Source organism: Luteitalea pratensis, assembly GCF_001618865.1.
GTDB classification, from domain to species: domain Bacteria; phylum Acidobacteriota; class Vicinamibacteria; order Vicinamibacterales; family Vicinamibacteraceae; genus Luteitalea; species Luteitalea pratensis.
Genome location: NZ_CP015136.1, coordinates 7,063,127 through 7,086,217, shown reverse-complemented (window position 1 = coordinate 7,086,217; position 23,091 = coordinate 7,063,127). Strand labels below are relative to the sequence as shown.

The window sequence follows — 23,091 nt, the reverse complement described above, 5'->3', positions numbered from 1 at the left end:
GTGACACGCATCCGCTGGCATCGACGCATGCAGGCGCACGTCGCGGTCGGCGTGAGCCTGCTCATCGCCCTTTCCCTGGGCTCGGCCGTGGCGGTCACGTCTCGTGTGGTCACGCGGCGGGCGCTGGAAGGAGCGGCGTGGGACCTGTCGGCTGCACGGCGGGCCTTCGACCGGCTTGTGGACGCGCAAGCACGTGAGGCGTCCGTGCAGGCGAGATTCATCGCCCAGTTGCCCGTCTTCCGGGCCCACCTCATCGACCCGCAGCTTGCCAGTGACGCCGCCACCATGGATGCGATGGCGACCGACTATCGCACGCAGCTCGATGCTGCCTTCCTGATCGTCGGTAGCCGTCGCAGCGTCGTGACCGGCCGGGCGGGGTGGCCGACGCGGTCGCTTTCGTCGCTTGTGCAATCGGCATTGGCCGGTGCGGTCGCGGGTACGGCAAGCCGTCGGCTGACTGCGGTGGATGGTGATCTGTACCTCATCGTCGCCGAGCCTGCCCGGTTCGCCGACGAGGTGCTCGGCGCCATCGTCGTGGGGTACACGCTCGATGATCGGGTGGCACGCGAACTGGCGGCGATCACGCGCTGCGAGGTCAACCTGATCACGGGCCAGGCGGTTGCGGCGACGAGCCTGGCGCCCACCGCGCGACGGCAGCTCGACGCGCTGGTGCGCGACGCCGCGTTCACCGCGACGAGCGCCCCGGCGGTCCGCGACGTCGGGACCGGCACGTATGTCGCGGCCACCTACCCGCTCTCGATCGCCGGCGACACGGTGGAGGGGCGACTGGTGCTGTTGCAGGACTGGCAGCCGACCCGGCAGTCACTGAGGGAGGTGCGGCTGCAGATGGCGCTCGGCGGCATCGCGATCTTCGGCCTCTCGCTGGCGGCCGCGCTCGTGTTCAGCGGGCGGGTCACCGAAGCCCTGGCCGACATCTCGCGGGCGGCCTCGGAGACGGCGGCGGGCGACTGGACGAAGCTGGTGCCGGAGCGAGGCAGTGCCGAGGTCCGGAGCCTTGCGTGCGCCGTCAACGCAATGGCCACCAACCTCAATCGCCATCACTCGGAGGTCGAGGCGCAGCGATTGCGCGTCTTCCGCGCCACGATGACGACGGTGCACGATCTCGTGAACAACTTCCTGGCCAACATGCAACTGATTCGCCTGGAGGCCGAGGATCGGCTCCCTCAGGAGACGCTCGACCTGTTCGATCAGCTGATCCAGGACAACGCCGCGGAGCTGCGCCTGCTCGGCGAGCTGCAGGTCGTGCGGGAGAAGGAAATGGCCGTGGGGACAGGTATCGAGTACCCCACAGTCTCAGGGCTCAAGTCTCAGGTCAGGTGGGCCGCTGAGGCTTGAAGCTTGAGGCCTGAGACCTGAGACCTGAGACCTGAGACCAGCCAACCCTACTGCGCCTTGCGGCAGTCGGGATGCTGGCAATAGCAGCGGAACTCGGTTTCAGGTGCCGACTTGCAGTAGTCGCTGCAGTACTTCTCGGTGGTGGGTATCTCGCAAACGCAGCTGGGGTGCGCGCATTTGTGGTTCGCGTTCTCATCCGGCATGGGCAGTGCCTCCGTTCCCCGGAGTATGCGCCCCGATCGCCCAGCGCCCTAGTCAACCGTTCCCGGTCAGTACCCCGACGAGGACCGAGGAGATGAGGACGGAGGACGGAGGAGATGAGGACGGAGGACGGAGGTAGGCGAGGAGGACCGAGGACCGAGGGCTTCGTCGTGATTCTTCGGTCCTTGTCCCTTCCGTCCTGGTCTCCTCCTCCGTCCTCCCTCCGTCTTCCGTCCTCTTTCCTCCGTCCTCTCTAGAAGAGCACCCGCACGCCAAGGCGCAGCACGCGCGGCGCCACGATGCCCGTCACCTGGTTGGCCGTGCTGGCCGCCTGGTTCAGGTTCCGCGTCAACACGGTGTTGACGTTGCCGACGTTGAAGAAGTCGAGGCTGCCCTCGACGCTGCGGCGCCCGAAGTTGAAGCGCTTGGCGACGCGGGCGTCGACCATCTGGAAGCTGTCGTAGCGGCTCTCGCCGAACGGCTCGAGGATCAGGTTGACCGTGCCGGCCGCGCCGGTGCGGTTGGGCGAGAGGATGCGCTGCGGAAACAGGTAGCCCGTGCGGAAGTTGTAGGTCCCGCCGATGTTGATGTCCCACGGCGCCGTGTAGACACCAGCGACCTTGAACAGGTGCTTGCCATTGACGAACACGTTGTCGATGCCGCTGCCGCCGGCCTCCACTGCGTACTGCTGGCCGTTGTAGATCCCGAGGTTGGTCGGGTCGAAGCTGGTGCTGTAGCCCTGGACGCTGTCGAAGTTGTCCACCGCGCTGTTGTAGGCGTAGTTGGTGTCGAGCATCCAGCGGTCGGACATCCGCTTGGTGAACACGGCCTCGATGCCGTTGAAGTCACGTGCGTAGCCGCCGCGGTTCACCAGCCGCTGTGTGCCAGGGATGCTGATGTTCGGCTGGAAGTACGTGAGCTGCGGGCACGAAGGCACGCCGGCGGCACAGGTCGGCTGGTAGGTCACCGGCGCCCAGTCGCTGGCCGCGATGCCAACGCGCTGACTGAAGCGGAAGTCCGAATACTGACGATAGATGTAGCTCAGTGAGACGGCCATCTTGCTCGAAAGCTGATGGTCGATCGTGCCGGTGTACTCGACGGTCTTCTCGTTCTTCAGGTCCGGGTCCACCGTGTTGGTCGTGCCCAGGAAACCGGGGTTGTCTGGGTTGTAGTTGCCGTCGAAGGCAATGACCGCGGCACGAGTCAGCGTCACTTCGTTCAACTGCACGAAGCGGTCGCCGTTGGAGTCATTCCACGGGAACGTGATGCTCGCGGCGGTCACCGGGTTCAGCGTGCCCGACAGGTTGCCCGGCCCGATCTGCCCGTAGTAGACAGAGAACGACGAGCGCACCACGGTGCGGCTATCGCCGAACAGGTCGTAGGCGACGCCGAGACGCGGCGACCAGTTCGAGAATGTCACGCCGGCGTCGGCGCCCTGGAAGTCGATGCCGGGCAGCCACTGCGGAATCAGCGGATTGGACTCCACTGAACTGCCGTGCGCCGAATCATCCTGGCGGTCCCAACGGAGGCCGGCCGTGAGCGTCCACTTGTTGCGGGTGTAGGTGTCCTGGGCGAAGACGCTGTGAGTGCTCAGGGCATAGTCGAGGGCCGAACTTCGCCAGAACCGCGCGCGCTCGGCAGCGCTGTTGCGCGTCTGCGCCGTGACGTCGCCGCCGTACACCGTGGTCGACGTCGTCGGCGTATTCCGGAAGGTGTACCCGATCTTGAATGAGTGGTCGCCGCCGAGCGTGGCCGGACGGAAGTAGTTGGTGTTGAGCGCGACGCTCGTCGCCGGGCGTTCGAACACCGACTCGTCGTACGAGCGCTCCCAGCGGGTCGTGGCGATGTCGTAGAGCGGCTGGACCGCGCGATAGGAGGGGTCCTGGAAGAGCAGGTCGAAGCCGCCGGCAACGTGCGCGTACGCCGCCTCGGCGACCCACCGATCGTTGATCACGTGACGGTCACTGGCCTTGTGGGTCCACACCGGCCCGGACTGGATGTAGGTCGTCTCGAACGGACGCGTGTCACTGGCATCGCGGGCGTTGCGGCCCTTCTTGTTGTAGTTGCTGTGCCAGGTGAACGTATTGCCCGAGAAGAGCAGCGCGCTGCCCTTGATGTTGTAGGTGTCGAGCAGCGTCTGGTCGGTGTTGAGGCAGTTGTTGATCTCCTCGATCGACAGCGACTGCGCGAGCGGATCGGCGGCGTTGACCGGGCAGCCAGCCTCTTTCTTGTAGAAGTTGACGACGCCGACATTGATGTCGTTCTTCGCGTACGAGCCCCAGAACCAGGCGCGGCCCTTCCAGATCGGCCCGCCGCCCTCGATGCCGTAGTCCTTGATGTTCTGGATCGGTGCGCCCGACCTGGCGCCCTGAGCACGAAGATCCTCGGTGATGTTGGTCGAGCCGAGCGATTCGTCGGTCCAGTAGTAGCGGCCGGACCCCCGGATCGTGTCGCTCCCACTCTTGGTGACGAGGTTGATGCCGACCCCGCCGGTCTGCTGCGTCACGTCGTTGCCGCCGGTGCTGATCTGCATCTCCTGCAGCATGTCGAAGTCGTAGTACACCGCCGTCGAGCCCGTGGCGACCGTGTCCGAGATGTCCACGCCGTCGAGCATCCACTTGTTGTTGGCCCCCGCCGCGCCCCGCGAGATGTAGCCCGACTGCTGGCCCGACTGGCTGCCGCCCACGTTGGCGCGGTCCATCGCGATGCCCGGCGTGCGCTCGAGCATGACCCACGGATCACGCGCCGAGGGCACGTTCTGCAGCTGCTCCTGCGTGAAGTTGGTCTTGGTGCCCGTCTTGCGCGTGTCGACGAGCGGCGCCTCACTCGAGACCGTGACGGTCTCCTGGAGCGCCGAGACCTCGAGGGTCGCGTTGGTCGTCGTGTTGCCGCCGACGCTCACCGCGACGCGCTCGACGACCATCGTCCGGAAACCGGTCAGCTCGAACTTGACCGTGTAGGTGTCACCCGGCTGCAACCCGGAGAACAGGTACGTGCCCGTATTACCGGTCACCGCCGACTGCGGCTGGATGAGTGCTCCGCCGCTCACCGTCACCACCACGCCCGGCAGCACCGCTCCGGACGCATCGACCACCCGACCCACGATATCGCCGGTCGGGGCCTGCGCCATCGCGGACGCCGACCCGAAGACCAAGCCCAGCATCGCCATCAGGGCGAGCAATTTGCCTCTCATCCGTCCTCCTTGAAATGTCCGCATGAGTCTCCGGGCCAGCGCCCGTCGACTCGGACCACAAAGCGAGTGCGACCTCCCGCGCGTGTCCCGGGCGCCTCTTGCCACGGTCATGCACCGGAATGGTTTTTTACAGGCAGGGTCGAAGTGGAGTCCCGCTGGTACCAATCGCACCGAATACGTGGCGATACAGCAACCTTCCTGCCAGCCCGACGGCGGTGCGATCTGTGAGTGTTTGCCGGCTGGCACGGCAGGAATTTCGCCCCGGATCCAAAATGGCGGAGCGATGCGATCCAGCATGACGGATCGAATGATGCAGGCGAGACAGCTGGTACCACCCACTTGTTCAAACAAAGTGGTTCTGCCGCCCGAGCGAAGGTCAGTTGAGTGAGGCCACCCTGCGGCGCAGGTTCTTCACGTGCTCCCACACCGCCTCGAACTCTTCCTTGAGTTCCGAGTCGTCGTCTTCGTTCCGGCGGGTCCGCCGCGCGGTCAGCGCCAGGTACCGTTCGAGGTCCGCGAGGGCGACCCCGTAATGTCCCATCTGGTAGGAGAGGAGCCCGCGGTCGCGCAACTCGGTGAGCGAGGTCGGGTCCAGCGCGAGGACCAGGTCCGAGACGTCGCGTGCCCGCGAGAACGACCGCAACTTTGCGTAGGCCCGCTTCAGGTTGACGAGCATGCGCACCAGGATGTGCACCTTGAACGCCGGCGCGAGCAGGGTGCGATCGAAGCGGGCGCCCTCGCCGGCGTGTCGCGAGAGGATCCGCGCGCAGTCGCGTTCGGTGAGGACGATGCCGCCGTGGAAGGGGTCGAGGATCAGGTCCTCGGTCGGGGCGACGTCACCGAGCATCCCCTTGCAGCGCACGAGGAAGTGGCCGGGAAAGTTGACGCCCTCGAGCCACAGGCCAATCCGCCGCCCGACGTGGATGTAGATGATCGAGAGCGTGATCGGGATGCCGGTCCGGCGCACGAGCACGTCGTTCAGGAAGCTGTTGCGCGGGTCGTCGTAGTCGCTCAGGTTACCGGTGAACCCCTCCAAGTCGAAGAGGAACTGTCCGAGGTGCTGCAGGTGGCCCACGGCGTCGCCGGGAGCGGCCGACGCCTGCACGAACGCCGCCGTGCGATCGACGAGTGCCTGCAACAACACCAGCGTGTCGTCGGCGCGCAGGCCGGGGTATTCGATCCGCGCCAGCTGCAGCGCCGCCTCCGCAAGGTCGTCCTCGCCGGGCCGCTGGGCCAGCGCGACGAAGGCCTCGACGTCTCCGGGGGTCACGCCCTGATGCTCCGCGCGTCGACCAGTCCCTCGAGCTCGGCGATCGTCACGGCCGCGATCGACGGCACCCACGCGTCCGCGCTGGGGAGGCTGTCCTTGCCGTACGAGGTGAGTACGGCCAGCGTTCGCAAGCCGGCGCCGCGGGCCGACTGCAGCCCCCACTCCGAGTCCTCGATGGCCACGACGTCGGTCGGCGCTGCTCCGGCGCGGAGCGCGCCCGAGGCATCGAGCAGCGCGAAGGCGCGTGCGTACGGGTCGGGCGCGGGCTTGCTGCGCGGTGTCTCGCCGGCGGCGACGATCACCGGGAAGCGTCCGTCGAGGCCGCTGCGCGCGAGGATCAGCTCGATCTCGTGTCGCAAGGCGCCGGAGGCGATGGCCACCGGGACATGGGCGGCCACGCGCGCGATGCACTCGGCCGCGCCCGGGTACAGTGCGTGATCGCCGATGGCCTGCGGGAACAGCGCCTGTTTGGTTTCGAGCAGTGCCTCGAGGCTGGCGTCCTCGATCGTCAGGCCGCGGTCCTTCAGCACCTGCACGAACGCGTCCCGGTCGCTGTAGCCCAGGTACTTCGCGTAGTACTCCTCGGCGGTAAAGGTGATGCCGATGGAGTCGAGCACGGTCTGGAAGACCTGCAAGTGGACGGGCTCGCTGTCGGCGAGCACGCCATCGAAGTCGAAAATCACAGCAGCGAGCGCCACACGGTCACCTCTCCACATCAGTCATTGGTCATTGGTCATTGGTCATGAACCATATGAACCATATGAACCATGAACCATGAGTAATGACGAATGACGAATGACGAATGACGAATTACTGATGCCGCATGCGCTCGCCGGCGCGGATCGGCACCGTCAGGCGGTTCTCCGCCGGCGGGATGGGACAGTCGTACTTCACGTCGTAATAACAGTACGGCTGATATGCGGTGTTGAAGTCGATGTCATAGAGCCCGGTGGGGGTGCGATCGAGATCGAGATACCGCCCCGAGGCATAGGTCTCGAGACCTGCCGTGAGGTCGCGGAAGGGCACGAACAGTCGTCGCCGCGCCGCGTCCTCCGCGGTGACGAAGGCAGTCAGCGTGTAGGTCTGGCCGTGCAGGGTGAATTTCAGCTTGCCTGCCTTCCGCATCTGCCGCCGCTGCCCGGTGGACGTCGGCATCTCGAAGGCCGGCGACTCGGCGTCCGACAGCGGCGCGAGTGCGGCCGGCGTGCGGTAGGTGTCGTCGATCGGGTAATACCCGAGCGGCACGAACCGATCGAGGTCGGCCTTGGGGACCGGCGAATCCACGGCCTCGCGGAACATCGCGTCCTTCTCGGCGCGCTGTGCGACGAGGCTGCTCCGGTAATCGACTTGTGGCGGCTGAGTCGAACAGGCAGCCAGCAGAACGACGCACGTCAGGGCTGTTGGTAGGGCCCGCTCTCCGAGCGCGGCCCTTGACCGGGCCCGCTCAACGAAGCCCCGGGGCCGAAGGTAGCCGAGCCCGGCCAGCAAACGTCTCACCCGGCAAGCATACCGTGCCGTGCGGGCTCGCCGAAGACCGCGCCCGGCCTGGCGACGCAAGCGGCAGCGAGGCTCCGGCGCCACGGGCGTTGATCGGCCGCCGGCATCTTGAGGAGCCGACGCGCACCCGACAGCGCGATCCGCAGCATGTCGCCCTCGAGTACCGCCGGCAGCGCCCGCCTGAGCAGCGCGTCGGCACGGAGCGCGGCCTCACTCGCCACGATCAACGCCGCGTCTCGATGGCTCGCCGCGACCTCGGGCTCGGCCTCGCCGATCACCCGCAGGGCACGCAGGACAGTGCTGTCCACGGCGTAGGCGTCGATGGCCATGTCGGCGATCCACACGAGCACCTCCTGCTCGTCGGCGATTTGTTCCTGGTAGCGCTGCATCGCCGCGCCCAGCAGCATCACGGTGGCCTGCTTGAGGCCGGAGGCCACATGACGGAGCAGCGCGCCCGCCTCTTCCGGGGGGGTAATGGGCAGTGTCAGCAACTGCTCGGGCAACGCCCGGGCCGCGGCGATCAGCGCGACCTCGCCCCTGGCAGCGCGACGTACGAGCTGCCCTGCGAGGAGCAAACGGTTGATCTCGTTGGTGCCCTCGAAAATGCGGTTCACGCGGGCATCGCGGTAATACCCTTCGGCCGGGTAGTCGCGCACGAAACCGTTGCCACCGTGGATCTGGATGTTCTCGTCGAGCACGTACTGCAGCGTCTCGCTCGCGAGCACTTTGAGGATCGACGCCTCCACCGCGTGCTGCTCGAAGACGCGGCTGCGCGCCTCGTGCGGCGTGCCGCCGTGATCGAGGGATCCGGCGACGCGGAAGAGCGCGCTCTCGCCGGCGTACAGGCGCGCGGCCATCTCGGACAGCTTCAACTTGATCGCACCGAAGTCCGCGATCGGCTGCCCGAACTGGCGCCGCGTGGCCGCGTACTTCGCCGCCTCCTTCAACGCCTGCCGCGCCCCGCCCGTGGTCATCGCCCCGAGCTTGAAGCGGCCGTAGTTGAGCACGGTGAAGGCGACCTTGTGTCCCTTCCCGACTTCACCGAGCACGGCGTCGGCGCCGACGCGTGCGCCCTGCAGCAGCAACGGCGCCGTTGACGAGCCGTGCAGGCCCATCTTGTGCTCCTCGCGACCTGGCGTGACGCCAGGCGTCGTCCGGGGCACGAGGAACGCCGTGAAGTGATCGCCGTTCACCTTCGCGAACACGACGAAGAGGTCCGCGAACCCGCAATTGGTGATCCAGAGCTTCTCCCCGTTGAGTTCGTAGCCGCCGTCGGGCAGCGGCGTTGCCGTCGCACGCGCCCCCAAGGCGTCTGATCCTGACCCGGCCTCGCTGAGGCCGTACGCGCCCACGATCTCGCCGGCGACGAGTCCGGGCAGGTACCGCGATCGCTGCGCCGGTGTGCCGAACCACAGCAGCGGCACGACGCAAAGACCCATGTGGGCGCCCGCAGTCGTCGCAAACGACGCGTGCCGGCCCATCGCCTCCGAGACGAGCACGGAACTGACGGTGTCCAGTCCGACGCCGCCGAAGTCCTCCGGGACGTCCACGCCCAGCAGGCCCAGTTCACCGCAGTGGCGCATCAATTGCCGCGCGACGGCCCAGTTCTTGGCCTCGAGCGCGTCATTCCGCGGGATCACCTCCTGCTCGATGAAGGCCTGCGCCGTCGCGGCGATCATCCGATGCTCGTCGTTGCGGTCCTCGGGCCTGAACACATCGTCCTGCGAGGTCTCGCCGAGCAGCCACGCGCCACCGAACTGGGATGTCATTGTCATGCCTGATGCCTGATGCCTGATGCCTTACTAACGCCTGACGCTTGACGACTAACGCCTGTAGCCGTCGACCTTCCACCTTCGCCAAGGCTCCGGCGGACAAGTCAGGTCGACGGTCAGTGATTTCCGGCAGATCCGATCTTATGCTCTCGAGGCCGGGCTCGGAGAGCCGGCCCTACCTGCCCGGGCACCGCGTCGCACTCGGAGAGCGGACCCTCGACCAGCCGCGCGATGGCGCGCAAACCATCGTCGCCAATGTCGAGACTGTGCTCGTTGACGTACAGCGCGATGTGCTGCGCGCAGACCTCGTCGGACATCTCCTGCGCGTGAGCGCGGACGTACTCGCGGCTCGCATCCGGGTGATCGAACGCGTACTGCACCGATGCCCGAATGGCCCGCTCGGCCGCCATCCGCACGTCGTCGCCCAGATCGGCGCGGGCGCAGATCCCGGCGAGCGGAACGGGAAGGCCGGTCTCCTTCTCCCACCAGTCGCCGAGATCGATCACCTTCACGAGTCCGTGATCGGCGTAGGTGAAGCGACTCTCATGGATGATCAGCCCGGCGTCCACTTCGCCATCCGCGATGGCCCGCAGGATCCGGTCATAGCGCATCTCCACGAGCGATGTGGGGGCCTGCTCCGCGAGTCCCTCGCGGGCCAGCGTCGGAACAACGTTGACGGGGGGGAGGGCCGGCTCTCCGCCTGGCACGCCAAAGCCGGTAGACGGCGGGAGCCCGGCCGCCGCCAGGCGCAGCAGCCGATAGGCCGTCGTTTCTGTCCCGGGGATGGCCACCTTGCGGCTTACCGCCTCAGCCAACGTCATTGGCGTGCGTGCCACGACGAGCGGGCCGACGGCATGTCCCAGCGCGGCGCCGCTGCGCAGCAGGCGATAACGGTCGCCAATGCTCGCAAACGCGCCCACGCTCAACTTGGTCAGGTCGAACTCGCCCGCGTGCGCCCGGCGGTTCAGTTCCTCGATGTCGAGCAACACTGGGCGGACCCGGAACGGGGCGTCGGTGAGCCCGTGCGCCAGCGCGTGGAACGCATACGTGTCGTTCGGGCACGGCGAGTAGCCGAACGTCAGCTCGCGCATCGTGCTACCTCCTCCACGAGTCGTGGCGTTGCCGCGTGAACGGCGGCGAAGGCCGCCTCGAATTGCCACAACTTCCGATCCTCCTGCTCGATCTCGTTGGAGATGACCCGCACCTCAATGGCCGGCACGCCCGCCATCTGGGCTGCTCGCAGCACCGCGTAGCCTTCCATCGCCTCGACGTCGGTATCGATCGTGCCGCCGATCCGGCCGCTGGTCCCGATCGCGAGGCGTGGTGCGTCAGGGAAAGCGCGCGCGGCGGCCGCCACCAGCGTCGGCGATGTCACGACAACACTCGGGGCGAGGTGTGACGGCACCGACAGGTCGTGGTACCGCGCCTCGGTGCCGATCACCAGCGTGGCCGGCGGAAGCGCCCGGGCCCGGCGTGTGCCGGCGATCCCGATGTGAAGAATTGCCACGGGCCGCGCCAATGCAACGGCCGCGGCGGTCGCCGCCGCGGCGTCCACCGGGCCCACGCCGCAGCACAGCGTGCGCCAGCCAGCCGCCGCGGCCAATTCGCGGTCAGTTGCTGCGACGACGAGGATTCGAGAGATGTTGGTCATCGTTGGCACCCGGCACCCGATACCCGGCACCCGATCTACATTCTCTCGAATATGCCCGCTGCGCCCATGCCGCCGCCGACGCACATGGTGACGATGCCGTAGCGGCCACGGCGCCGTGCGAGCTCGTGCAGGAGCGTTGCGGTCAGCTTGGCACCGGTACACCCGAGCGGATGCCCCAGGGCGATCGCACCGCCGTTGACATTCACCTTCGTGAGGTCGAGTTCGAGATCATGCGTGCAGGCAAGCACCTGGCTCGCGAATGCCTCGTTGATTTCGATGAGGTCGATGTCGGCCAGGGTGAGACCCGCTCGCGCCAGGACCTTGCGGACCGCAGGAACCGGTCCGATCCCGAAGCGTTCCGGTTCCACACCGGCCGTCGCGTAGGCCACGAGCCTGGCCAGTGGTTGCACGCCGAGCGCACGCGCCCGGGCCTCGCTCATGACCACGACGGCTGCCGCGCCATCGCTCATCTGCGATGCGTTCCCGGCAGTCACCGTCCCGTTGGTATGGAACGCCGGACGCAGCCTGGCCAGCGCTTCGATCGACGTGTCGCGCCTCGGCCCCTCGTCGGCCGAGATCGTCACCTGCTCGGTGGCGAGTGCATTGGCGCCCGACACCGACAGCCGCGTCGTGTGCACCGGCACGATCTCGGCATCGAATCGGCCCGCATCCTGCGCCGCGATGGCGCGACGATGGCTCTCGTAAGCAAACGCGTCCTGGGCCTCGCGCGAGATGCGGTACTCGCGGGCGTGATTCTCGGCAACCAGGCCGGTCGTGAGGTAGACGTCCGGGTACGACGCGACCAGGACCGGGTTCGGCGCGATCTTGTGGCCGCCCATGGGCACGAGGCTCATGGACTCCGTGCCCCCGGCAAGCACCACGTCCGCGCTGCCGCCACGTACGCGATCGACCGCACACGCGATCGCTTCGAGGCCCGACGCGCAGAAGCGGTTCACCGTCACCGCCGAGGCGCTGTGCGGCACGCCCGCACGCAGGCTCGCGATGCGCGCCACGTTCATCCCCTGCTCGCCCTCCGGCATCGCGCAGCCCATGACGACGTCGTCCACCGCGGCAGGTTCCAGTCCTGGGACGCGATCGAGAGCGGCCTTCAACACGAGCGCCGCGAGGTCGTCCGGGCGTACATGCCGGAAGTGGCCGTGAGGTGCCTTGCCGACGGGAGTCCGAACAGCAGCAACGAGGACGGCATCGGTCACGGTAGTGTCTCCACGAATTGCGTGACCTCCCGCGCGAACGCATCGCGTCGCGTCACGAGGCCCCAGTGTCCCGTCCGATCGAGAGTCACGTGGCGGGCATTGGGCAGCCACGTCAGCATCCGGCAACTCGCCTCGGCCGGGACGATGCGGTCGAGACCCGTCTCGCCGGTGATGAGCAGTGTCGGTTGGCTCGCGGTGACGCAGTCGGCCACGAAATCCTCGCTCGCCAGCATTCGCATCCGCTCGGCCATCCGATCGGGCGAGTGCGGCGCCCGCACGACTCGGCTCAGCAGGCCGATCGCGCGCGGCACCCAACTGCGGCCGTGCGCGGCCCGGAGCTCCGGGACGATTCGTCCCGGCGACCCTGCCAGGAAGGCCGGCGCGTTCAGGCGCGGATGCGCCACCCACCGGCGCATGCGTTCGTCCGGCGAGAAGTCCGCGTTCAGCGGCGAGGCCAGCACCAGCGCCCGCACCCGGGCGGGATAGCGGGCCGCCAGTCGCAATGCGATCAGTCCTCCATACGAGACGCCGCAGACGACGGCCGGGCCGTCGGTGGCGCGATTGAGCGCATTGAGGGCCTGGAGGACGAGGTCGTCGAACGACCGTGCCACGAGTGGTGGCACGGCCTGGCGCTCCCCACACAGCGAGTAGCTCACCACGCGGTGACGTTGCGCGAGGGCCTCGACGGCCGGCTTGGTCCATTCCCAGCGCCCCTGGATGCCGGGGATGAGCAACAGGGTCGGGCCCTGGCCGGCGATGACCATCAGTTCCTCATGGTCTTGCCGGTCTTCAGCGTGTACGCAATCCGCTCCTGCGTCTTCGGTTCCCCGCAGAGGCTCAGGAATGCCTCGCGCTCCAGATCGAGGAGGTACGCTTCCGACTCGTCGGTCGCATGCGGCACGTTCCCGCCGGCGAGAATCCACGCGAGCTTGCGGCCGATGGTCGCGTCGTGGTCGCCGATGCGTCCCGCACGATGCGCAAGGTGCACCCCAAGCGTGAGCGCCGCGAGCACATCGGGTCCGCCGACGGCGATCGCCGCCGGCGCATGGCCCGGCACGTAGCCCGCGGCCCGCGCCTGCACGAGTTCGCGCGCGTCCGCGTGCAGCCGGCTGCGGTTCATGCTGATGCCGTCACCGTTGCGCAGGTAGCCCAGCGTCCGCGCGTGCGGCGCGCTGGTCGAGACCATACCGAAGCCGATCGTCTCGAACGCCTTCTGCACGAACGGCAGGGCGTCGGCCTGCCTGGACGGTCGCTGCTGGTTCGCACGCCACAACATCTCCTTGGTGCCACACCCGGCCGGAATGAGGCCGACACCAACCTCGACGAGCCCCATGTACGTCTCGGCCGCGGCCTGCACGCCCGCGGCATGCAGCGCCATCTCGGTGGCCCCGCCCAGCGTCAGCCCGTTGATGGCGTTCACCACCGGCACTTGCGCGTCTCGAAACGACAACACGGTGCGCTGGAACACGCGCACCATGGCATCGATCGAGTCCCATTCGCCCTCCTGGGCGTCCATCAGCACGAGCATCAGGTTGGCGCCGGCCGAGAACGCCTGCCCTTGCGTCGCGAGGATGAGCCCGATGCCATCGCGTTCGGCGCGATCGACGCCCGCCTGCAGCATCGCCAGCGTGTCGCCACCGATCGCGTTCATCTTCGAGTGCAGTTCGACGGCGAAGATGCCGTCGCCGGTGTCGAGTACCGAAGCCGCGGCATTGCTGGTGACCACGGACTGCCGATCGCGTGCCCCGGCAAGGATCAGCAACTCCGCTGGCTCGGGACGGAATGCGCCGGGCGTGCGAATCGTGTTGCGGCCGGCGGCCAGCGCGTCCGCCAGCAACGGGGGAGCCTCTTCGGCTTTGGGTAGGGCCGGCTCTCCGAGCCGGCCGTCTGTTGGCGCCTGTGCGCGCATGACGCCCAACAGCTCCTTGATCCCGATGGCGTCGATGATCTCGAACGGGCCGAGATCCCAACCGAATCCCCACCGCATCGCGCGATCGACATCGTCGATGTCGTGGGCGATGGTCTGCCAGACGCGCGCGGTGTAGAGGAGCGTGTCTCCAAGCGTGTCCCGTGTGAACGCCGATTCCTCGGCCTTGCCGAGCATCAACGCCTTGATGCGGCCGCCAGCGCCGCCCCGCTGGTCGCGAAGCGCATCGAGCACGGGACGAGCCACCGGCACGCGCGGCACGTATGCAAACGTCGCCGGGTCGAGCACGAGGATGTCGGAGGCCCCGCCGGCGCCCCTGGAGCGCTTGAAGAAGCCCTGGCCGGCCTTCTCGCCGATCCAGCCACGCTCGACCAGACCGGCGATGCGCGGCCCCATCGTGAACAGGCGCTGGAGTCCGGCGTCGCTGGTACGTTCGACGAAATTCCGCGCGACCTGCGTTGCCACATCCAGACCAGTAATGTCGATCGTCCGGAACGTCGCGCTCTTGGGACGGCCGATGGCCGGGCCCGTCATCGCGTCGATCGTGTCGATGTCGAACGGCCCCTGCTCCCAGGCCTGCAGCACCTTGAACAGCCCGTACAGGCCGATGTGGTTGGCGATGAAGTTCGGCGAGTCCCTGGCGACGACAACGCTGCGGCCGAGCCGGACGTCGAGCCAGTGCCTGGCGCGAGCGATGGTGTCCTCGCTGGTCGCGGCCACCGGGATGACCTCGACGAGCGGCATGTAACGGGGTGGATTGAAGAAGTGCGTGCCGACGAAGTGCAGGGCGAATGCCTCGGAGCGGCCCTCGACGAGGCTGGCCAGCGGCAGCCCCGAGGTGTTGGAGCTGACAATGGTGTCGAGCCCCCGTTGTCGATCGATCCGCTCGAAGAGGCTGCGCTTCGGTTCGAGGCGCTCGACGATGGCCTCGACGATCCAATCCGCCTCCCCGAATGCCGCATCGTCGATGGCGCCGGTGCGGACGAGCGCCGCATGTGCAGGCGTGAAGAGCGGATCCGGCTTGAGCGCGAGCGCTCGCTTCCATCCGGCCGCGGCCGCGGCGGCATCGACGTCCAGCAAGTGGACCTCGACACCGGCATTGGCCATGTGCGCGGCAATCTGGGCGCCCATCGTTCCGGCGCCGACCACGATGGCTCTGCGAAGGGGGATGGACACCAGGGTGATTATTTCACCCAAACGCCGAACGCCGAACGCCGAACGCAGCCGCTGTGACCGGATGTAGCCGTCGACCTTCAGGTCGACGGTCAGGGCACGGCAAGGGAGACAGAGCGTGGGAGGGGCGTAACGGTGGATAATTCGCTGCCATGCCGCGCATGTTCGTGACCGTCGCGTGTCTTCTCGCCTGCCTGCTCACGCAGGTGCCATCCACGCTCGGGCAGCCAGCGGCTCGCCCCACCACTCCTGCCTCGCGCGCGGCCCGGCCGTCTGCAGCCACCGTCGGCGCTGCTCGCTACGATCTTGCCCGCCTCGGCGAGATCAAGAGGGTGGTTGAAGCCGCCATCGCCCGCAAGGAGCTGCCTGGAGCGGTGGTGGCAGTGGGTACGGAAGCCGGCGTCGCCTGGCAGGCGTCGATCGGCCGGCGCGCCATTCAGCCCACTCCAGAGCCGATGACGGCCGACACGATCTTCGACGCCGCCTCGCTCACCAAGGTGGTCGCGACGACGACGGCGATCATGATGCTGGTCGAGCAGGGCAAGCTGAGGCTGACCGACCGCGTCGCCCTGCACGTGCCCGGCTTCGAGAAGTACGGCAAGCGCGACATCACGATCCGGCACCTGCTCACGCACTCGTCCGGCCTGCGGCCCGACCTCGAGTTCAATCCCGAGTGGAACGGTTACGACACGGCCATCAGCAAGGCCATCGACGAAGTGCCCGCGGCGCGTCCTGACGAGCGCGTCATCTACTCCGACATCAACTTCTTCCTGCTGGGACACATCGTCGGCGTCGTTTCCGGCGAACCGCTCGACGAGTTCACGCGCGCGCATGTCTTCGTGCCGCTCGGCATGAAGGACACGATGTTCAAGCCGCCGGCATCACTGGTCAAGCGCATCGCACCGACCGAGAAGTGCCGTCCCATCTCCTTTCCGTGCGGGCAGGACGACGGGACGTGGCTGCGCGGAGTGGTCCACGACCCGACTGCGCGGCGCATGAACAACGTCGCCGGCCACGCCGGCCTCTTCACCACGGCCGCCGACCTCGCGCGGTTCGCGCGGATGCTGATCAACGGCGGGCGACTCGAAGGCGTCCGCATTCTTGCGCCGCTCACCGTGGCGCGAATGACGTCGCCGTCGACCGCGCCAGGCGAACGGAACGTGCGCGGGCTCGGGTGGGACATCAACTCCAGCTTCTCGGCCAACAAGGGCGACCTGCTGCCGTCCCGCTCCTTCGGCCACACGGGCTTCACGGGCACCTCCCTGTGGATCGATCCCGGCACGAAGACGTTCATCGTCTTCCTCTCCAATCGGGTCCACCCGGATGGCAAGGGCGACGTGACCGCGCTGCGCGCGCGCGTGGCCAATGTCGTCGCTGGAGCGATTCGCATCGCACCGACCCCGCTCGCGGACACGCACGACTTCGCGCAGGCGCCGCCGTCTGGTGCTGTTGCCGGGCGCGCGGCCGCGGTCCGCACGCTGACGGGCATCGACGTGCTGCAGGCCGAGGGCTTCTCGCGCCTCGCGGGCCGGAAGATCGGTTTGCTCACGAACCACACCGGCAGGACGCGCGGCGGCCAGTCGACGATCGACGCGTTCTTCGCGGCGAAGAACCTGACAGTTGTGGCGCTGTTCAGCCCCGAGCACGGAATCCGGGGCATTCTCGACGAAGAGATCCCGTCGTCGGTCGACGAGAAGACAGGCCTGACGATCCACTCGTTGTACGGGAAGACCCGCCGCGCCACACCGGAGATGCTGCAGGGCATCGACACGATGGTCGTGGACCTGCAGGACATCGGCAGTCGCTTCTACACGTACATGTCGTCGCTCGGTTACCTGCTGGAGGCGGCTGCGCCGCGTGGCATCGAGGTGGTCGTGCTGGACCGTCCCAATCCGATCAACGGCTGGCAAATCGAGGGGCCGAAGCCGGACGCCCTCCCCGAAGGTGCCGAGCGCAGTTTCATCGCCTACTTCCCGACGATGCCGGTGCGGCACGGCATGACGCTGGGGGAGCTCGCAAAGCTGTTCAACGACGAGCGCAAGATCGGCGCGAAGCTGACCGTCGTCGAGATGAAGGGCTGGTCGCGCGAGGAATGGTGGGACGAAACGGCACTGATGTGGGTAAACCCGTCGCCCAACATGCGCAGCTTGACGCAGGCGACGTTGTACCCGGGAATCGGCGCCGTGGAGTACGCGAACCTGTCGGTCGGCCGCGGCACCGATGCACCGTTCGAGCGCATCGGCGCGCCGTGGATCGAGGGCGTGCCACTGGCGGAAGCCCTGAATGCGCGCAACCTGCCGGGCATCCGCTTCTATCCGATCCTGTTCACGCCGACCTCGAGCGTCTACAAGGGCGAGGAATGCCAGGGCGTGTACTTCATCGTCAGCGACCGCACGGCCTTGCGACCGGTGCGGGTCGGCCTCGAGCTCGTGAGCGTCATCTCGAAACTGTTCCCGGGCAAGCTCGATCTGAAGCGGACCGCGACCCTGTACGGATCGGCCGATCAGCTCGCACGCGCGTTGACCGGAGAGGATCCAGCGCAGCTCGAGGCGCAGTGGGCCGCCGACGAAGTCAACTGGCGCACGTTGCGGTCGAAGTATTTGATTTACAGGTAACGGGTAACGGGTAACGGGTAACGGGACACGGGACACGGGACACGGGACACGGGACACGGGAAACGGGAATCGGGGCCCGGGCACCGGGCACCGGGCGCCGGACACCGGGCAAGCGTGGTTCGGCACCCGGGCTCGCGATTGAGGGAACGGTACAGGGCAGGGACTCGGGATTCGGGATCGGGATTCGCAATTGGGCAGTCGCGGTGTTGTCCTTCGACATCCCGGCATTCCCGGCATCGCAGCATTTCGGCTCAGGAACTCGCTCCTGCTGGCGGTAGCGGCCGGCTGTCCCAGCCGGCCGGACCTCGGAATCGCTCGACCGCCCTACCTTCGTGTCACGGCGTTCACGCCGTCCAGCGCCCAGACCTCGAATCTCGGATTCACGTCGCTGCTGAAGAGGAGCGACGACCCATCTGGATGCACGCCGAAGCCGTGCAGGGCGGCGCTGAGGCGCTCGAACCTTTCGCTGGTCGCTTGCTCCGCCGTGGTCCTGCGGAGCGCCTGCCGGCCGAGCCCCGTCGTAACCGGGTTGCCGCCTTCGCGCGGAATGGCCATCACCTCCCAGTCATTGTCACCAGTCTCCCGGACGAAGTTGATGGTGCGGCCATCGCGGCTCCACGCCACCCTGGCGAGCGTGTTGCTGACGTACGGCCCGTGCAACTCCCGCTGGTCCTTGCCGTCGACACCGACAACGAAAAGCGTGGTCTGTTCGCTGCGCCAGGGTCGATTGCCATCGCGGTTCCCGGCTCGACTCGATACCGCAAGCGTGCGTCCATCGGGACTGAGGGCGAGGTCGACTCCAGGCGGCAGCGCGCGCCAGTCACCGGGCGACGACACTGAGGCGATCACGCGCTCGGTCTGCTGTGCCAGATCGACGGCCAGGAGATCATCGAAGCTTACCTGGCTGCTCGACAGGGCATCGCCCATGGTGTAGAGCGTGCGGTCATCGGGCGACAGGACGGCAATCCGACTCAGACGGTACCGCTCCGACAACACGGGAAGCGCCCTGGTGAAGCGGCCGGTCGGCACGTCCACGACGAAGAACGCACCGCTCCTCATCCAGGGGGACATGGACGCTGGCCCCGACGGGGCGGTTGGCTCGCCATCGTCCGGTGCGAAGACAAGGAGCGACTGACCCGTGTGGAACCAGACGGGCCGTGGGGGAGCGACGGCGCGTGAGTTGAAGATGCGCTCCTCGCCTGTCGCGGTGTCGCGGATTCCCAGCTCGTGGATTGCCAGCCCGCCCGACGTGCGCTGCCGGATGAACGCTACGCGTGTGCCATCCGGTGACCACGCCGCGTGCCCTCCGGCGAAGTCGGCCGTGATTCGGTCTGGCACCGGCAGAGCGCCTTGCGAGCCGGCCGCGCGTGCAACGAAGGTCCTGGTTCCGGAGTCGTAGCGGTAGTTGTAGTAGTACGAGCCGGTCGAGGTCGAGCCGATCGCATCGATCCGGCCGATGTCGGCCTTGACCAGCACTGGCGGCCCGCCCGGCTTGCCATCGCGCACCGGCACAGTCCACAGGCCGAAGCTGCCGGACCAGTCCGCCACGAACATCACGTGGCTCCCATCGGTCGCTCACACCGGATCGGTACACGCACCTGCCGTCATCGTCAGCTGACTCTGTCCTGACCCGTCTGCCGCGAGCGCGTAGACGTGACGGTCGAGGCTCTCCTTACTTGCCAAGGCGGAGTACAGGATCCAATGGCCATCGGTCGACAGGCTGACCTTGCCAAGCGAATTGCCTTGTTTCTGCCAGGATTCGAAAGTGCGCAGTACCCGAACCTCGCCTGTCTCGAGTGACACCCAGGCGATTTGCACGCTGAGGTCTGGCAGTGGCTTCATGACCGTGACCAACAGCGATCGTCCATCTGGCGACCATGCAGCAACATCGAAGTTGCGGTACTCCGGAAAGCGATTGACGATTTCGCGCGGCGCGCTTCCCGCCCTGGACACGACTCGCAGGCTGTTTGTCGTCCGGCCCTCACCGTCCGTGGCGAACCACGAGTAGGCGATCTGTGACATATCTGGTGAGAAGGCCGGGCTCTCGGCCCAGTCCTGCAGGCCGCCATCACTCAGCCGGCCGCGCACCGGGCGTCGCTCCTCCCGAGACGTCAAGTCCCTCACGAGCAGATCACCGGTGTGCCAGTCGGTGCCCGCCATGAAGCGGCCGTCCGGCGTCACGATGTCCGCGTTCGAGGAGTGCCCCGTCACCATGCGCGAGACCGGGAGGCTTGGCGACGGCCTGGACGCGCTGCCCCCTGCGGTCAGCCGCACGCGCGCTTCTGCGACGGCGTCGGCCTGATCCCCGAACTCCGCCACGATACGGGCCCAGGTTTTTTGCGCCTGCGCATCTCCGAGCCGCTGATACGCCGAGGCCATCCTCAGCAGAGCCTTCGCGGCGACCGGGCGATTGGTCTTGCCGTACGTCGAGACGATGGTCTCGTACTGCTTGATGGCGCTGGTCAGGTCGCCCTCGACGGTCTCCTTTTGCTGGGCCGCCTGCAGAAGCAGTACGGCCCGATCGGGCTGCTGCGCCACGACGTGTCCAACGGTTGACAGGGCCAGGGCGATCACGGGTATGGCGAGGAATCTGCGAATCATCGGTGCCTCCGGACCTGACGATAGCCATCGGCCATGCAGACCGAGCGCGCCATCGGTGGAGACTCTGCAAAGACTCGGAGGAATCTCAGCCATCGAAGCGATACCCGAGGCTGCGCACGCTGACGAGATACCGCGGTGTCGACGGATCCGGCTCGATCGTCTTCCGCAGGTTGGCAACGTGGCTGTCGACCACGCGGTCGACGCAATGCGTGTCGGTCCACACCATGTCGAGCAACTGCTGCCGGCTGAGCACCCGGCCTCGGCTGCGGATGAACGCCGAGAGCAGCTTGAACTCGACCGCCGTGACGTCGACCAGTACGCCGTTGCGCGCGACCTCGCAGCGCGCGAAGTCCACCTCGTACTCGCCGAACCGGAACCTGTCGACCGCGGTCGTCCGGCCTGCGCGCCGCAGGACCGCATCGATGCGTGCCCGCAGTTCCTCGCTGCCGAACGGCTTGGTGATGTAGTCGTCGGCGCCGATCCGCAGCCCCATCACTTTCTCGGCCTCGAGTGACCGGGCGGTCAGCAAGATGATGGGCGTGGTGACGCCACCGCGTCGCAGCTCGCGGCACACCTGGAACCCGTCTTTCTTCGGCAGCATCACGTCGAGGAGTAGCAGGTCGAACGCGCCCTCCCGTGCCGCCAGGACGGCGGCCTCGCCATCGGCCACGGTGTCGACGCGGTAGCCCTCGAACGTGAGGTCTTCTTCGAGGCCGGCGGCGATGGCGGGCTCGTCTTCGACGATCAGGATGCGCGTCATGCGGATGTGGTCTCAGTAAAGGCCGCGGGCAGCATCACCGTAAAGGTGCTGCCCGATCCGACCGCGCTATCGACGCCGATGTCGCCGCCGTGAGCGCGCACGATGTCTCGGGCCATGGCGAGGCCGATGCCCGTGCCCTTGATGCTGGCTGTCCGCGCGGCCGCACCGCGGGAGAATTTGTCGAAGATCAACGACTGCTCGACGGCGGGAATGCTCATGCCGTGGTCGCGCACTCGGACCCGCACCTCGCCGTCGCCTGCCTCGATCTCGACGCGGACCTGCGGCGAGTCAGGCGAGTACTTCGCGGCGTTGTCGAGCAGGTTCCAGAAGACTCGCCCAAGCACCTCGCGGTCGGCTCGAATGGCCGGCAATGGCCACCTCGTCACCAGTCAGCTCGATGCCCACGTCGCGGCCGCTGATGTCACGTCGAAAGTCCGCGACGATCTCGCGCAGGTACGGCCCCGGGTCCACCGACTCGAAGCTGTAATCCAGCTCGCCGGCTTCGAGTCGGGCGAAGTTCAACAGGCCCTCGATCAAGCCGGTGCAGCCTGTCGCTCTCGTGGACGAGCAGTTCGTAGAATGCGGCACGCCTCTCGTCGGACGACACGCGTCCGCGCGCGAGCAACTGAGAAAGGTGCCTGATGGCCGTGAGGGGCGTCCTGAACTCGTGTGATACGGCAGAGACGAAGTCCGATTGCAGCCGGCTCACGTGGGTCGCCCGCAGGAGCGAACGCGTTGTCAGGTAGCCGCCCGCCGCCACGGCGAACATCATCACGCCAATCGCCGCGAGCATGAGCTGTGCCTGCGGCGAAAGCGAAGCCAGCCGGTGCTGGCCCAGGCTCGATGGCATGCACGGTCCACGGGAGGTTGGTGACCGATGCGGTTCGCACGGCCTGTTTGTCCGGCCCTCCTCTCGGGCGACCAACAACAGTGCGCCCTTCGGCGTCGGTCAGGACAAGATCGATCGGGCGTGCTGCGGCGGCAAGGGGCGCGCGCCAGAGCCGCTCCAGCACACGTGGGCTCACCAGCATCACCGTAAGCTGTTCACCAGCCCCCCTCGTGAGGGCGAGCACCGAGAGATCGTGCGCCCAGATTGTCGATCTGCCGCGCGTCGACATCACGCCCGCTTCGCCACGTTGTCTTGCGGCCCAGAGCATCTCCGCGGCTGTCGCCAGCGCGATGCTCTCAGGGTCGGGCGTTGTCGACGTAGCCGTAGTGCGCGGGTCGAGCCATCGGACCGCCTGCTCGCGGGCAAACGTGTACTGCGCCTGCGAGAGCACCCAGCGGCCTCGATCGAGATCGGCGATCAACGTCGACCCGATACGCCGCACCTCCTCATCGCGACCCGCCGCCGCGAGCGCCAGCGCTCGCGCCTGCGTCCCGAGCAGGCCCGCGGGCTCGCCATCGACGATGGCCGGGTCGAGCCCTGCGAGCCGGTCGAAGGCTTCGAGCGCGGCAGTGAGGTGCCCCTGCTTGCTTTCGAGGCGACCCAGGCGAACGAGGGCTGCAGCCCGTGTCGCGGGATCGGCCGACGTGGCAACGGTCCCAAGCACGGCGATCGCGCCGGCCTGGTCCCGTTGACGAAACTCGAGGGCATCGGCGCGATCCAGTGCGGCCAAACGCGGGACCTCGCGAGAGCGCGTCGCGGGATAGAACGGCAGCGGCAATCCAGCGCGCCTCGACGTTCCGGTCCTATCGAACGTGATTATGGCGACGCCGGCGCGGGGCGCGCCGGGAGGAGATGGCTGCCCGACGCTGAGGCTGGACAGCTGATCCTCGAGTTCGGCCAGGGTGCGCTGCAGGGCCGTCGCCGCCAACGTCGCGGCGTGCTCCCGGGCGTCCCGCCGCCGCTCGGTCTCAC

18 protein-coding genes are annotated in these 23,091 nt (G+C 67.5%); 2 read left to right on the top strand and 16 right to left on the bottom strand.

The genetic code is table 11. From position 1 onward, the window contains the following. On the top strand, nucleotides 1-1,356 hold the full coding sequence (locus LuPra_RS29780; protein WP_110174143.1) for a HAMP domain-containing protein: 1,356 nt from the start codon (nucleotides 1-3) through the stop codon (nucleotides 1,354-1,356). A 454-nt stretch (nucleotides 1,357-1,810) separates the two neighbouring features. Here LuPra_RS29780 and LuPra_RS29775 read toward each other — a convergent pair whose 3' ends face one another. The 10 genes from LuPra_RS29775 to LuPra_RS29730 all read right to left on the bottom strand — a co-directional run bounded on the left by LuPra_RS29775 (nucleotide 1,811) and on the right by LuPra_RS29730 (nucleotide 15,257). Beyond that, nucleotides 1,811-4,750 (bottom strand): TonB-dependent receptor, encoded by a 2,940-nt coding sequence (locus LuPra_RS29775; RefSeq protein ID WP_162472860.1) that lies wholly within the window; start codon nucleotides 4,748-4,750, stop codon nucleotides 1,811-1,813. A gap of 376 nt (nucleotides 4,751-5,126) precedes the next feature. Further along, nucleotides 5,127-6,020 (bottom strand): SirB1 family protein, encoded by an 894-nt coding sequence (locus tag LuPra_RS29770; RefSeq protein WP_110174141.1) that lies wholly within the window; start codon nucleotides 6,018-6,020, stop codon nucleotides 5,127-5,129. Then, the gene (locus LuPra_RS29765; protein ID WP_157899850.1) at nucleotides 6,017-6,718 is read right to left on the bottom strand and encodes an HAD family hydrolase; all 702 of its coding nucleotides are present in this window, start codon (nucleotides 6,716-6,718) and stop codon (nucleotides 6,017-6,019) included. Before LuPra_RS29765 ends, LuPra_RS29770 begins: the two co-directional genes overlap by 4 nt. Before the next feature lie 112 nt (nucleotides 6,719-6,830). Further along, nucleotides 6,831-7,319: a DUF1684 domain-containing protein gene (locus tag LuPra_RS29760; protein ID WP_110174139.1), complete on the bottom strand. Its 489-nt coding sequence runs from the start codon at nucleotides 7,317-7,319 to the stop codon at nucleotides 6,831-6,833. A 194-nt stretch (nucleotides 7,320-7,513) separates the two neighbouring features. Continuing rightward, the gene (locus tag LuPra_RS29755; protein ID WP_110174138.1) at nucleotides 7,514-9,292 is read right to left on the bottom strand and encodes an acyl-CoA dehydrogenase family protein; all 1,779 of its coding nucleotides are present in this window, start codon (nucleotides 9,290-9,292) and stop codon (nucleotides 7,514-7,516) included. A 113-nt stretch (nucleotides 9,293-9,405) separates the two neighbouring features. Beyond that, on the bottom strand, nucleotides 9,406-10,380 hold the full coding sequence (locus tag LuPra_RS29750; RefSeq protein ID WP_110174137.1) for a 1,4-dihydroxy-6-naphthoate synthase: 975 nt from the start codon (nucleotides 10,378-10,380) through the stop codon (nucleotides 9,406-9,408). Next, nucleotides 10,368-10,940: a phosphorylase family protein gene (locus tag LuPra_RS29745; RefSeq protein WP_157899849.1), complete on the bottom strand. Its 573-nt coding sequence runs from the start codon at nucleotides 10,938-10,940 to the stop codon at nucleotides 10,368-10,370. The genes LuPra_RS29750 and LuPra_RS29745 overlap by 13 nt, the downstream gene beginning before the upstream one ends. A 35-nt stretch (nucleotides 10,941-10,975) precedes the next feature. Further along, nucleotides 10,976-12,154: a thiolase family protein gene (locus tag LuPra_RS29740; RefSeq protein WP_110174135.1), complete on the bottom strand. Its 1,179-nt coding sequence runs from the start codon at nucleotides 12,152-12,154 to the stop codon at nucleotides 10,976-10,978. Further along, entirely contained in the window at nucleotides 12,151-12,918 is a 768-nt protein-coding gene (locus LuPra_RS29735) for an alpha/beta fold hydrolase (protein WP_110174134.1), read from the bottom strand. Before LuPra_RS29735 ends, LuPra_RS29740 begins: the two co-directional genes overlap by 4 nt. Further along, complete coding sequence (locus LuPra_RS29730; RefSeq protein WP_157899848.1) at nucleotides 12,918-15,257, bottom strand: 3-hydroxyacyl-CoA dehydrogenase/enoyl-CoA hydratase family protein; 2,340 nt, start codon at nucleotides 15,255-15,257, stop codon at nucleotides 12,918-12,920. The genes LuPra_RS29735 and LuPra_RS29730 overlap by 1 nt, the downstream gene beginning before the upstream one ends. 149 nt (nucleotides 15,258-15,406) lie before the next feature. Here LuPra_RS29730 and LuPra_RS29725 point away from each other — a divergent pair, with 149 nt between their 5' ends. Beyond that, the gene (locus LuPra_RS29725; RefSeq protein WP_110174132.1) at nucleotides 15,407-17,869 is read left to right on the top strand and encodes an exo-beta-N-acetylmuramidase NamZ domain-containing protein; all 2,463 of its coding nucleotides are present in this window, start codon (nucleotides 15,407-15,409) and stop codon (nucleotides 17,867-17,869) included. 324 nt (nucleotides 17,870-18,193) lie between these two features. On the opposite strand, the gene LuPra_RS29720 is transcribed toward LuPra_RS29725, so the two are convergent. From LuPra_RS29720 to LuPra_RS34725, 6 genes are all read right to left on the bottom strand, one after another. Then, nucleotides 18,194-19,423: a TolB-like translocation protein gene (locus tag LuPra_RS29720; RefSeq protein ID WP_110174131.1), complete on the bottom strand. Its 1,230-nt coding sequence runs from the start codon at nucleotides 19,421-19,423 to the stop codon at nucleotides 18,194-18,196. Between the two features lie 21 nt (nucleotides 19,424-19,444). After that, nucleotides 19,445-20,470 (bottom strand): hypothetical protein, encoded by a 1,026-nt coding sequence (locus tag LuPra_RS29715; protein ID WP_110174130.1) that lies wholly within the window; start codon nucleotides 20,468-20,470, stop codon nucleotides 19,445-19,447. An 85-nt stretch (nucleotides 20,471-20,555) separates the two neighbouring features. Then, nucleotides 20,556-21,230 (bottom strand): response regulator transcription factor, encoded by a 675-nt coding sequence (locus LuPra_RS29710; protein WP_110174129.1) that lies wholly within the window; start codon nucleotides 21,228-21,230, stop codon nucleotides 20,556-20,558. Then, nucleotides 21,227-21,574, bottom strand: coding sequence for a sensor histidine kinase (locus LuPra_RS29705; protein WP_234800615.1), 348 nt, complete (start codon nucleotides 21,572-21,574; stop codon nucleotides 21,227-21,229). The genes LuPra_RS29710 and LuPra_RS29705 overlap by 4 nt, the downstream gene beginning before the upstream one ends. Continuing rightward, entirely contained in the window at nucleotides 21,519-21,767 is a 249-nt protein-coding gene (locus tag LuPra_RS32645; protein WP_162271259.1) for a hypothetical protein, read from the bottom strand. The genes LuPra_RS29705 and LuPra_RS32645 overlap by 56 nt, the downstream gene beginning before the upstream one ends. Then, nucleotides 21,652-21,999, bottom strand: coding sequence for a histidine kinase dimerization/phospho-acceptor domain-containing protein (locus LuPra_RS34725; RefSeq protein WP_418001424.1), 348 nt, complete (start codon nucleotides 21,997-21,999; stop codon nucleotides 21,652-21,654). The genes LuPra_RS32645 and LuPra_RS34725 overlap by 116 nt, the downstream gene beginning before the upstream one ends. Nucleotides 22,000-23,091 lie beyond the last annotated feature (1,092 nt).